This window comes from Congregibacter sp. (assembly GCF_047617445.1).
Taxonomy (GTDB): domain Bacteria; phylum Pseudomonadota; class Gammaproteobacteria; order Pseudomonadales; family Halieaceae; genus Congregibacter.
This window is the reverse complement of sequence record NZ_JBLGBE010000041.1, coordinates 15,077-27,957: the sequence shown is the minus strand read 5'-3', so window position 1 is coordinate 27,957 and position 12,881 is coordinate 15,077. Positions and strand designations below refer to the sequence as shown.

Sequence of the window (12,881 nt, the reverse complement as noted above, 5' to 3'; positions counted from 1 at the left end):
GATGCATGGGTTCTGCCACTGCGGTAAAACAATCGCCGATATGTATATTGGGGCCCGAAATAATCACATAGCGCGGCTTCATAAAGGTCGAGAAATCACCCAAACTGGAGCACTCGGGGCGCAGAAAATAATCCACATACCACCGACGGTAGCGAAGATAGGCTTTTTTAACCCAGTAGGGCCTTAAATCATCACGCATGGCGAGGGAGCAAATTTGCGACTTCTGAAGCGCTAACCGTATCATCCCCGACCAGTCACCCACCATTGCGATTGCAGAACATGCAGGCATCATCATCAAAAGTTCATAGCAGCCAAGCGGGTGTTCATCCGGGGCTACCCGCACTTGTGAAGCGACATGCGTCCAGCAGCTGGCGTAAACCTGCACAGCAGGTAGATCTGCCGGCACTGGATTTGCTTGATAAGGCATTGGATAAGCATCGTGGCCCAGTGGTGCTCGATTCTTTCTGCGGCACGGGTCAGAGCACAGCCATACTGGCGGCGCGCTACGACAATGCTCTGGTCATTGGTGTCGACAAATCCAGTCATCGCCTGGATCGCAGGCACGCAGCACCCGACAACAGCTTGTTTTTACAGGCGCACTGCGAAGCCATCTGGCGCCATCTGGTCGCCCGGGAGCAAAAGCTTCTGGCGCACTACCTCTTGTATCCCAATCCCTGGCCCAAGCCGGGGCATCTTAGCCGAAGGGTTCATGGGCACCCGGCGTTTCCGCTAATTCTGGCTTTGGGAGGTTATGTAGAACTTCGCAGCAACTGGCAGGTCTATGTTGAGGAGTGTGGTGTGGCCCTGCATCTCTTGGGGCAGCCATCGCGCATTGCAGTAGTACCCGGGGACCAAGAAGCCTTGACCCTGTTCGAACACAAATACCGCGAGAGCGGGCATCAACTGTGGTCTGTGACAGCCACGCTGCCGTGAGACAAAAACACCAAGACCCTTAGCACCCCATGAAGACTTGGCAGCAATGGGCTACTCTTAGCAGTATGACAAAAGGAACAATCCTATGATGCCCGGAATCAACGACCCGATCTGGCAGAGAATCTGCGAAGAAACGCAGAAGCACTCTCAGGACGAGCCCATTCTTGCGAGCTACCTGCATGCCACGATTCTTAACCATAAGCGAATCGAGCGTTCACTGAGCTTCTTGCTCGCGAACCTGTTAGACAGTCCGGCAGCGTCGGCGCTACTCCTGCGCGAGGTGATGCTGGAGACCTTTGAGGCGGACCCGAAGATTCTCGATGCGGTGCGCGCAGACCTGCTGGCAGTGCTGGACCGCGACTCGGCGACCCATGAAATGTACATTCCCTTTCTGTACTACAAAGGCTTCCATGCACTTCAGGCTCATCGCGTCGCCCATTGGCTGTGGAAGCAGGACCGTCAACCGCTTGCCCTGTTTTTCCAAAACCGTGTGAGCACCAAATTTGCCGTCGATATTCATCCGGCGGCACACATCGGTCAGGGCATCATGCTCGATCACGCCACCGGCCTCGTTATTGGAGAGACCGCACGTGTTGGCAATAACGTCTCAATACTTCAGTCGGTCACCCTCGGCGGCACCGGCAAAGAAAATGGCGACCGTCATCCAAAGATTTGTGACGGAGTGCTAATCAGCGCGGGCGCCAAAATCCTTGGCAATATCTGCGTTGGCGAAGGTGCAAAAGTTGGCGCCGGTAGCGTCGTGCTTGAAGACGTAGCTGCGCACACAACGGTCGCCGGCGTACCCTCAAAGGTGGTCGGCAAACCCTCCACAGATCAACCTGCGCTGGATATGGATCACGGCTGGCCCTGCTGCGACGAGTAGACCTACTCGCTAGATCAGTCCCGATGGTACTGCGGCGACAACTCAATCACAGCATCAACAAAAGCCGTGACATGATCAGGGTTTACGCCGGGTGTTATGCCATGACCGAGATTGAACACGTGTCCGCTGCCATGCCCAAAGCCCGCAAGGATACGGCCCACTTCTTCGCGAATACGGACTGGTGATGCGAACAGCATCATGGGATCCATGTTGCCCTGCAGCGCCACTCGATCTCCGACCAACTTTTTGGCGGTCGAAATATCAGTCGTCCAATCGATACCGACTGCCTGAGCGCCGCAATCCGCAATCGTTGACAGCCACTGTCCGCCGCCTTTGGTAAACACAATAACGGGGACCGGCCGGCCATCGGCTTCCTTGGGCAGACGCGACACAATGCGCTGCATGTACTTCAGTGAGAATTCTTTATAAGCAGGAGCGCTTAAGCTGCCACCCCAGGTATCGAAGATCTGCAGCACCTGAGCGCCGGCTTCAACCTGGGCTGTCAAATAATCGGCAACGGCATCAGCCAGCAGTGTTAACAGCTCGTGCATCAGTTCCGGCTGATCGTAGGCCATGGTTTTGACCCGGGAGAAATCCTTTGAAGATCCACCTTCAACCATATAAGTCGCTAGTGTCCAGGGCGATCCTGAGAAACCAATAAGCGGTACCGAACCATTAAGCTCATGTCGAATTGTCCGTACGGCGTTCATTACATAACCTAGATCATCATCCGCTTTGAACGTATTGAGCCCAGCTAGATCCTCGGCGCTACGAACAGTTTTGCGAAACTTTGGCCCTTCGCCCTCTTCGAAATACAAACCCAGACCCAAAGCATCAGGAATAGTCAGAATGTCCGAAAACAAAATAGCCGCATCCATGGCGTAGCGACGCAAGGGTTGCATAGTCACTTCACAGGCAAGTTCAGTGTTTTTACACAGGTCTAAAAACGATCCGGCTTGCTCTCGCGTGGCACGATACTCCGGGAGATAGCGCCCCGCCTGCCGCATCATCCACAGGGGAGTGCGGTCTACAGGTTGACGCATCAATGCGCGCAAGAAACGGTCGTTTTTCAGTTCACTCATCGTTACTTTTGTTTCCTCAAACGGTCATCAAAGACCGGCGTTTCAAATTCTCAATGTGTCGACGATTAGCCGCAAGCCAACAATTAGACTTCCAGGTAATCAAGAATACCTTCGCCAGCCTGGCGGCCCTCCCAGATCGCACTCACCACAAGATCAGATCCGCGCACCATGTCTCCACCGGCGAACACCTTGGGATTGCTCGTCTGGAAGCCAAAGGTCTGATGCTCTGCGGCAACAACACCACCCCAATCGTTAACTTGTACGTCCACGTCCTCAAACCAGGGCGCAGGACTAGGCTGAAAACCAAAGGCCATGATAATGGCGTCGGCCTCCAAAACCTGCTCACTCCCTGGAATCGCTTCGGGACGGCGGCGTCCGTCGGGCCCAGGCTCACCCAGCCGCGTCTCGATAGACTTGACGCCGCAGGCATCACCAAAGTACTCCACCACTTCCACCGGCTGGCGGTTGAACAAAAACTCTACGCCTTCTTCCCGGGCATTTTTCACTTCGCGGCGAGAACCCGGCATGTTTTCTTCATCACGACGGTAAGCACAAATCACGTGCTCTGCCTGCTGACGCACGGCAGTGCGCACGCAATCCATAGCGGTATCTCCGCCACCAAGCACTACCACACGCTTACCTTTAAGATTTACGTAGGCATCAGAATGCTGCTCAAAACCCAGGTTGTGGTTGACGTTGCCAATGAGGTAATCCAGCGCTTTGTAAACGCCGGGAAGCTCTTCACCCGGGAAATTGCCCTTTATAGGCGTGTAGGTGCCCATGCCAAGAAACACCGCGTCGTATTCCTCCATCAGCGTTTCCATGCTGATGTCCCGACCCACTTCGGTATTGAGACGAAACTCCATACCCATATCCGTGAAGATCTCCCGGCGGAGCATCATGACCTGCTTCTCGAGCTTGAACTCCGGAATGCCAAAGGTCAGCAATCCGCCGATCTCGGGGTGCCTGTCAAAGATCACTGGCTTTACGCCCGCGCGTACCAAAATATCGGCACAGCCCAGACCCGCAGGGCCCGCGCCAATGATCGCCACACGCTTATCGGTGGGAACAACGTTCGAGAGGTCCGGACGCCAGCCCATGGCCAGCGCGGTATCGGTAATGTATTTTTCAGCGGAGCCAATGGTCACGGCGCCAAAACCGTCATTCAAGGTGCAAGCGCCTTCGCACAATCTATCTTGCGGGCAGACGCGTCCGCAGACTTCGGGCAGCGTGTTGGTTTGATGACTCAGCTCTGCCGCCTCGAACAGATTGCCCTCCGTCACCAGCCTTAGCCAGTTAGGAATCAAATTGTGTACCGGGCACTTCCACTCACAATAGGGAATGCCACATTCGAGACAGCGATCACTCTGATCCTCTACCTGTGCTTTGGTATACGGGTCATAGATTTCTACATACTCGGTCTTACGAGAAGGCAGATGTTTTTTATTGGGGTCCGCTCGACCGACATCGATAAACTGGAAATTGTTACTAACGCGTCCACTCATAGAGGTTGCTCCGGCGTATGCCTTAGTCTGTTTCTCGCAAGCGACTCAGCAGTTGCTGAAGATCGGCGGCCTTAGGTTTGACCAGCCAGAACTTGCCTACATAATCCTCAAAATTTTCTTTAATCTCGCGACCCCATGCAGAGCCTGTCTCAGCTACGTGCTGAGCGAGAATATCGCCCAGGTGGGTCCGATAAGCTTCCATGTATTCGGAACTCACACGATGAATTTCCACCAACTCGCTGTTGTAGCGATCAATAAACTGCCGCTGCTGATCAAGTACAAAGGCAAAGCCACCGGTCATGCCCGCACCGAAGTTCACCCCGGTATCACCAAGGACCGTGACACAGCCGCCGGTCATATACTCGCAGCAGTGATCCCCCGCTCCCTCGACCACCGCATGCGCGCCGGAGTTGCGCACCGCAAAACGCTCACCGGCAGTGCCCGCAGCGTAAAGCACGCCGCCGGTGGCGCCGTACAAACAGGTGTTACCAATAATGGTCGTTTCCTGCGAAGCGTACCGGCTGTTTGCCGGCGAATAGACAACCAGCTTGCCGCCAGCCATGCCTTTACCCACGTAATCGTTGCTGTCACCTTCGAGGTACATATGCAGGCCGCCGGCGTTCCAAACACCGAAGCTCTGACCTGCCGTCCCGGTCAATCTGAGCGTGATCGGCGAACCGTCCATCCCCATATTGCCGTAACGCCGTGCAATCTCACCAGACAGTCGAGCACCAATAGACCGATCGCAATTGGTAACACTAAACGCAAATTCGCCGCCGCTACCGGACTCAATGGCAGAGAGCGTTTCCCTAAACATCATCTCGGCTTTCTCGCCACGATCCCAGGGATCGTTGGAGGCAACTATGCAAAACTCCGGCTGCCCCCGGGCATCTTCGGACTTGTGCAAAATGGGCGCCAGGTCCAGAGATCGCTGTCTCGCGGTATCACCCGGTACCCGGTGTAGCAGGTCCGTGCGGCCAATAAGTTCCTGGAGAGATCTCACTCCCAGACTCGCCAACCACTCGCGGGTTTCCTGCGCGACGAAGGTAAAGAAATGCACCACCATTTCGACAGTACCGTTGAAATGATCGTCACGCAGTTGCTCGTTCTGAGTAGCTACGCCAGTGGCGCAGTTGTTCAGATGGCAGATACGCAGGTATTTGCAACCCAGTGCCACCATCGGTGCCGTGCCAAACCCGAAGCTTTCGGCCCCAAGAATCGCGGCTTTGATCACATCAAGTCCGGTCTTCATACCACCGTCTGCCTGAAGACGAACGTTGCCCCGCAGCCCGTTACCGCGCAGCGTCTGCTGGACTTCGGCAAGACCGAGCTCCCAGGGTGAGCCCGCATGACGGATCGATGTCAGCGGACTTGCCGCAGTGCCACCGTCATAACCGCTGATGGTGATCAGGTCTGCATAGGCCTTGGTCACACCCGCAGCAATGGTACCCACGCCAGGCTCAGAAACGAGCTTTACGGACACCAGCGCTGTGGGATTGACCTGCTTGAGGTCAAAAATGAGCTGGGCAAGATCTTCGATGGAGTAAATATCATGATGTGGAGGTGGCGAAATCAAGGTCACGCCGGGAACGGAGTAACGCAAGCGCGCAATCAGTTCATTGACCTTACCGCCGGGCAGCTGTCCGCCCTCGCCTGGCTTAGCGCCTTGAGCGATCTTGATTTGTAAAACTTCGGCGTTCACCAGATAGTGCGGCGTTACCCCAAAGCGACCCGATGCTATCTGCTTGATCTTAGAAACACGCTCGGTTCCAAAGCGAGCTGGGTCTTCGCCGCCCTCCCCCGAGTTTGAACGCGCGCCCACGCGATTCATAGCGGTCGCCAGGGCTTCATGTGCCTCGGGGCTCAGAGCACCCAGCGACATACCCGCGGAATCAAAGCGCTTCATAATCGCCTCGACCGGCTCAACCTCATCTATAGGAATGGGCCCGTCACTCGCGACCGGCGTAAGGAGGTCTCGAAGAGCCGCCACGGGTCGCTCATTAACCAGCTTTGCGTAGCGCTGGTAATGCGAATACTCGCCAGTAGACACAGCCTGCTGCAGCGTCGTCACTACATCAGGGTTAAAGGCGTGGTACTCCTGTCCATGGACATACTTCAGGAGGCCGCCCGGGCTAATACCTTTTCGATGACTTCTTGCAAGTCGCGCCAAGGCCTCGGAATCTTCCTGAAGATCGACAAAGCCCGCGCCTTCGATTCGGCTGGCCACGCCACAAAACGCCAAATCTGTAACATCGCGTGCCAGCCCGACGGCCTCAAACAATTGCGCGCCGCGATAAGAACTCACCGCGGAGATACCCATCTTGGACATGATCTTAAGGAGTCCCTTGTTCAGACCACGGCGATAGTTTTTGTAACAGGCGCCGGGCTCACCCAGCAGCTCGCCGCTGCGCAGCAGGTCTTCCAACACGGAGTAGGCAAGATAGGGACAGACCGCCGTAGCACCAAAACCCAGCAAGCAGGCGATCTGATGAGAATCCCTGGCGCTGGCGGTCTCTACGACCAAATTAGAATTACAACGCAAACCCGTGCGGATCAGATGGTGATGCACCGCCCCGGTGGCTAGCAGGCTATGTATGGGTAGCCGGTCATCCTCAATACGCCGATCCGAAAGCAACAAAATGGTGCTGCCCTCACGCACCGCCGCTTCGGCTTGCTCCGTGAGCGCCTCAAGAGCAGCACGAAGATTCGTCTCTTTAGGGTCAAAGCTACAATCAATATCCGCCACATGAAAACCCGGACGATCAAGGTTTATCAGTGTGTTGAACTTGCCCAGGGAGAGTACCGGAGAGGTCAATATAACGCGGTCGGCGTGCTCTGGCCCCAAATGGAACAGATTGCGTTCGACGCCAATCGCCGTCTCCAGAGACATCACTATCGCCTCCCGTAAGGGGTCGATAGGTGGATTAGTTACCTGAGCAAACTTCTGACGAAAATAATCGTATAGCGAGCGCTGCTTTAAAGACAACACGGCCATGGGCGTATCGTCGCCCATGGATCCCACGGCTTCGTTACCCGACTCCGCAAGCGGGCGAAGAACCTGCTCCCGCTCCTCAAAACTCACCTGAAACATCTTCATATATGCCTGAAGATCCTTAGGCTCGATACCCTGTGTTACCTCGCCGTCAAAGCTACCGACAATGCGTTGGGAGCTCTCTTTGAGCCAGCGCTTATAGGGATGAGCCGATTTAAGTCGATTGTCGATCTCGTCGGTCTGCAAAAATTCACCGGTCTGAGTATCAATGACCAACAACTGACCTGGACCCACCCGCCCTTTGGCAATGACATCCTCGTTGCGGTAGCTATAAGTACCCACTTCAGACGCCACGGTAATAAAGCCGTCGGTGGTGCGAACCCAGCGCGCCGGGCGCAGGCCATTTCGATCCAACAAACACACCGCATAGCGGCCATCAGTAAGTACGATCCCTGCGGGACCGTCCCAGGGCTCCATATGCATGGAGTGATACTCATAAAAGGCCTTGAGATCCGGGTCGATAGACTCAATATTCTGCCACGCAGGTGGAATCAGCATGCGCAGTGCCCGGGGCATATCAACGCCACCCGTGAGCAAAACCTCCAGCATATTGTCCAGGCTTGAAGAGTCCGAACCGCTGCGGTTTACCAAGGGGGCGATATCAGCAATATCAGGCAAACGGTCATTTTCGAACAAGGCCGTTCGTGCGGTTGCCCAGTTGCGGTTGCCATCAATGGTGTTGATTTCACCATTGTGCGCCAACAAACGGAAAGGCTGCGCGAGGGGCCACCGGGGCATAGTGTTGGTAGAAAAGCGCTGATGGAACACGCATATCGCCGTGCACAGCCGTTCATCCGAGAGGTCATGGTAAAAGCGCGGTAAATCCACCGGCATAACCAAACCTTTGTAGGCAATTACCCGGGAAGAAAGACTGCAAATATAAAATTCAGGGTCATCCGTTGTAGCCATCTCGGTCTTGCGTCGCACCACAAAGAGCGCAGTGGACAGCTCATCTTGAGTCAGCTCACCGGCGTCCACAAAGACCTGCTCGATGCGTGGCAATCCCGCGAGGGCGATTTCACCACAGACTGCGGTGTCTACAGGCACTTCCCGCCAACCAAGAACGGTGAGCCCGCGGTCAGCTAAAGCCGTCTCCAGGGCCTCGCGGCCTGCCTGGGCTGCAGCCGCATCCTGATTGAGGAAAATTTGTCCCACTGCTAAGCGACCGATCTGGTCGATAGCAAAATGCTCTTTGGCTAAGGCACGCATGAACGCTTCGGGCATTTGCATCAACAAACCACAGCCGTCGCCGGTGCGTCCGTCCGACGCAATGCCACCACGGTGGGTCATGCAGGTCAAAGATTCGATAGCCACCTGCAACAGCCGATGACTCGCATCGCCAGACTGGTGTGCTATAAGGCCAAATCCGCAGTTGTCGCGGAATTCCTCAGGACTGTATAGGCCTGCACTCATACTCGGTTTTTATTCCTTTAAAAACAGTTGCTTGTGGTAAATTATGCTAGCCAATGCCTGCTGTTGCGCGCTTTTTATTGCAGGCGGGGGGGGAGCAAGTTTACACAGATGCGAAAAGCGGAACAAACCTGTTTAGGCAGACGAGAAAGTGGCCATAAATGCCTCTAGTTCAGACCGGGGTAGATCATCAACAATGCGGGCCTCACCAATCTGCGCCAAGAGGACAAGCCTTAGGCGACCATCCACAACCTTTTTATCCCGCAGCATATGTTCGGTCCAGGTGGCAGCTGACATATCCTTTGGAGGGGACGTCGGAAGCGACATCGCCTCAAGCCACTGTACGAGACGCGCGACTTCAGCATCTGTAATCCAGCCCTGATTCACCGAAAGCCGGGCGGCGAGAACCATACCCGCCGAAACCGCTTCTCCATGGAGCCAGCTGCCATAACCTTGCGCCGCTTCGATAGCATGCCCAAAGGTATGCCCCAGATTCAAGATGGCACGAACACCACCCTCACGCTCGTCCTCTGCAACAACCCGCGCTTTAGCGGCACAGCTGCGTTTGATCGCCTCGCTAAGTACGGCTTTATCGCGAGCAACAAAGTCATCACGATGATGCTGAAGCCACTCGTAAAAGGCAGGATCACAAATCAAGCCGTACTTGATAACTTCGGCAAGTCCCGCCGCGTACTCACGATCTGGCAAGGAATCGAGTACATCCGGATCGATAAAAACCGCTTGGGGCTGGTAGAACGCGCCAATCATATTCTTGCCCAAGGGATGATTCACACCGGTTTTTCCTCCCACGCTGGAGTCAACCTGTGCAAGCAGCGTTGTAGGTATCTGCAGAAAATTCACGCCCCGCTGATAGCTTGCCGCAGCGAAGCCAGCCATATCACCCACTACCCCGCCACCTAGCGCTAAGAAGGTTGTACTGCGATTGTGATTGTCTTCCAGTGCCTTATCGAAGATTTGCTCAAGCACCCCCAGGGTCTTGTGCTCCTCTCCATCGGGCAACAGAACCTGTGACACCTTAAGAGACGGATCCAAGCTGGCACAGACACGGTCCATTAAAAGCGGCGCCACTGTGGTATTGCTGATAACAAGCACTTGCCTGCCCTTGATGTGGCGATTCAATCGCGCACTATCACTCAGTACCCCGCTATCAATGTAGATGGGATAACTACGCTCACCAAGTTGGACCTTGAGTGTATTCATGTACCTATGAACCGCGCTTTGAGGGTGGCGCGCTAAGATAACTGCGTGAGTAGTCTCTGCGCAATCACCTTTGGACTACTACTATCGGTATCAATCACATGATCTGCAATCGCACGATAATAGGGATCGCGAACGGCGAACAGGTCGCGAAGAATGGCCTCCGGGTCATCACCATTAAGCAAAGGACGGCTGCGGTCTCCGCGAGTCCGGCGTATCTGCTCATCGAGCGTGGCATGCAGGTAAATGACAAAGCCCCGAGAAGAGAGCACTCGGCGGTTAGCTTCGCGCATCACTACACCGCCTCCGGTAGCAAGGACCGTGTGATCAAGGAGCGTCATCTCATCGATGACTGATTCCTCGCGATCGCGAAAACCTTCCTCGCCTTCGACATCAAAGATCCAGGCTATGTCGGCTCCCGTGCGACTCTCGATTTCAGAGTCGCTGTCGGCAAAACCCAGCTTGAGGCCGCGTGCTAACAACTTGCCAATTGTCGTTTTCCCCGCGCCCATGGGCCCTACGAGAAAAACACGGCTGTAGTTAGTCACAAGCCCTGTGCCGTCGCCCGTGTCCAACACTGAGATCGCATTAATCGAGTAATGTGTCGGCGAGGATCCGTGGCGTGATAAAGATCAGTGTTTCGGTCTTGGTTCGCTGGCTAGAGTCGTTGCGAAACAGGGCGCCCACATAAGGGAGGTCACCGAAGAACGGCACCTTACTGGTCGTCTCAAGATTCTCTGTGCGGAACACGCCGCCAAGAACCACGGTCTCGCCGTTACCCACAAGTACCTGTGTGGTCAGCTGGGTGGTATCGATTGCTGGAATCAAACCACCCTGACCCGAGGGAACCAGATCACCAACCGAGTCCTGGTTGATAACCAGATCGAGCAAAATACGATCATCAGGCGTGATGTTTGGCGTCACGTCCAACTTCAATACCGCTTCCTTAAACTGTACCGCAGTCGCGCCACTCGCCGCAGCCTGCTGGAACGGGATCTCTGTACCCGACTTGATGGTCGCTGGCTGCTTGTCACCGGTAATCACTTTTGGCTGAGAAACCACTTCACTCTTACCAGCCGCTTCCAGAGCTGACAGTTCAGCCGTCAGATAAAGACTGTTAGAGGTGAAGCCCACAGCAAACCCGCTGGTAGCACTACCCGAACCCAAGTCCACCAGAAGTGCGCCGGGATAGGAAAGATCCGGCGTCGTGCCATTAATGACAGAGTTGTTGAGATTTGAGGCGTTAGCGGCATCGCCAGAAACGGACAAAATATTACCGTTCGCATTGGGGTCGAGATATCCACCACCCCATTGGATACCTAACTCTTTCTCAAGATCTGACTGTGCGATCACAATACGAGACTCGATCATTACCTGACGAATAGGTATATCCACCAGATCAATAAGCTCGCGAATCTCCGCCAGCTTTGACGATGTTTCAGTCACGATCAAGGAGTTAGTACGAGCCTCCACAATTACCGAGCCGCGCGTTGATATCAGGCTTCCGCCATCTTCGGACCCGGCTTGGAACAGGCTTACAATGTCTCCGGCGTTGGCGTAACGAATACGAATGAACTCACTGCTTAGCGGTGCGAGCTCAGCAATCTGTTTGTTAGCCTCAATCTCCTGACGCTCCCGCTCGGCGATCTCGGCTGCCGGAGCAACCATCAGCACGTTACCGATCTGACGCTTATCCAGACCTTTGGTCTTGAGCACCAACTCCAATGCCTGATCCCAGGGGACGTTCTTCAATCGCAAGGTAATACGACCGGCTACGGTGTCACTCGCCACCAAGTTCAGTTCAGTAAAGTCGGCTATCAACTGCAAAACAGCACGAACCTCAATGTCCTGGAAGTTCAACGAGATGCGCTCTCCTACGTAGGTGAACTCATTGCGTCGCTCTTCGGCCTCTTGCTTACTCAGAGGCTTGATGCTGACGACATACTCGTTATCTGTCTGGTAGGCGAGGTAATCAAACTCACCTGTTGTCTTCAATGTCATGGATGTGCCGCGCTCTGAGGTATTCACGTCGACACTGTTTACCGGTGTCGCAAAGTCAGTCACGTCGTAACGACGCAGTAGCCGCTCAGGGATATCGGTATCCAGAAACTCAACTTTGATGTCACCGCTCTCACTGAACACATTTACATCAACAGAAGGATTTGTGAGCTGCAGAATCAAACGACCCTCACCCGCAGGAGAGCGCTGGAACTGCAGATCCGAAATACTGGAGCGCGCGTCGGCGACAGCTTCGATCTTGGTTTTTACCGCGTTAGCATCACCGCCCTGCTTGAAGTACTCCGCGTCTGTATCCTGCCCAACGGTGAGGAACAGACTGTTCCCTTCAACACGGGTTTCATAGGGGACAAGCTTTACGAGATTCAGCACCAGACGTGTGCGGTCACCAGATTCCAGTACCAACACGCCCGTAGCATTGCCGTAGGGCAGGCTATAACGTCGACGCTCAAGCTGAGAGGTAGTGTTAGGGAAATCAATGGAGATACGTGCGGGCTTTTCGATGGTGTAGGACTGCAACTCGGCCGGAGGGGCTTCGTCAAAGTCCAGACGCACTTCAAACTTGCTGCCGGGACGTGAGCTGAACTCAATATCTGTCACCGCTGTAGCGAACGCAGAAGTACTGCCCCACAAGGCAAACATCGCAGCGGCGATGCGCAGTACAGGACGGCGCAGCCCATTACCCCAAGCCAGGGGGCTGGAGCTCATACGCTTCGCGGCGCTCACAGGCTCCGCGGCGCTCTCAGGCGTCAGGGCCCTCGCGGTTTGCTTTCCATTCATGG

The 12,881-nt window shown here is 54.9% G+C and carries 8 protein-coding genes and 1 pseudogene; 2 read left to right on the top strand and 7 right to left on the bottom strand.

The features are described 5' to 3' along the window. Positions 1-295: pseudogene (locus ACI9KD_RS10705) on the bottom strand (hypothetical protein); the annotation flags it as partial. Here ACI9KD_RS10705 and trmB point away from each other — a divergent pair. Continuing rightward, entirely contained in the window at positions 280-933 is a 654-nt protein-coding gene (gene trmB, locus ACI9KD_RS10700; protein WP_414981157.1) for a tRNA (guanine(46)-N(7))-methyltransferase TrmB, read from the top strand. The pseudogene ACI9KD_RS10705 and the gene trmB overlap by 16 nt on opposite strands. An 88-nt stretch (positions 934-1,021) precedes the next feature. After that, the gene (gene cysE / locus ACI9KD_RS10695) at positions 1,022-1,816 is read left to right on the top strand and encodes a serine O-acetyltransferase (protein ID WP_414981159.1); all 795 of its coding nucleotides are present in this window, start codon (positions 1,022-1,024) and stop codon (positions 1,814-1,816) included. 14 nt (positions 1,817-1,830) lie between these two features. On the opposite strand, the gene hemE is transcribed toward cysE, so the two are convergent. The 6 genes from hemE to pilQ all read right to left on the bottom strand — a co-directional run bounded on the left by hemE (position 1,831) and on the right by pilQ (position 12,879). Then, positions 1,831-2,898, bottom strand: a complete 1,068-nt coding sequence (hemE, locus tag ACI9KD_RS10690; protein WP_414981156.1) for a uroporphyrinogen decarboxylase — start codon at positions 2,896-2,898, stop codon at positions 1,831-1,833. Between the two features lie 83 nt (positions 2,899-2,981). Continuing rightward, a complete protein-coding gene (locus ACI9KD_RS10685) occupies positions 2,982-4,403 on the bottom strand; it encodes an FAD-dependent oxidoreductase (RefSeq protein WP_414981155.1) in 1,422 nt (473 codons plus the stop codon). 22 nt (positions 4,404-4,425) lie between these two features. Continuing rightward, positions 4,426-8,868 carry a glutamate synthase large subunit gene (gene gltB / locus ACI9KD_RS10680; protein WP_414981154.1) on the bottom strand — a complete coding sequence of 1,481 codons (4,443 nt, stop codon included), beginning with the start codon at positions 8,866-8,868 and terminating at the stop codon, positions 4,426-4,428. Between the two features lie 132 nt (positions 8,869-9,000). Beyond that, entirely contained in the window at positions 9,001-10,086 is a 1,086-nt protein-coding gene (aroB, locus tag ACI9KD_RS10675; RefSeq protein ID WP_414981153.1) for a 3-dehydroquinate synthase, read from the bottom strand. Positions 10,087-10,118: 32 nt separating this feature from the next. Next, positions 10,119-10,631 (bottom strand): shikimate kinase AroK, encoded by a 513-nt coding sequence (aroK, locus tag ACI9KD_RS10670; RefSeq protein ID WP_414981158.1) that lies wholly within the window; start codon positions 10,629-10,631, stop codon positions 10,119-10,121. A gap of 40 nt (positions 10,632-10,671) precedes the next feature. Continuing rightward, positions 10,672-12,879, bottom strand: coding sequence for a type IV pilus secretin PilQ (gene pilQ / locus ACI9KD_RS10665; RefSeq protein ID WP_414981152.1), 2,208 nt, complete (start codon positions 12,877-12,879; stop codon positions 10,672-10,674). Positions 12,880-12,881 lie beyond the last annotated feature (2 nt).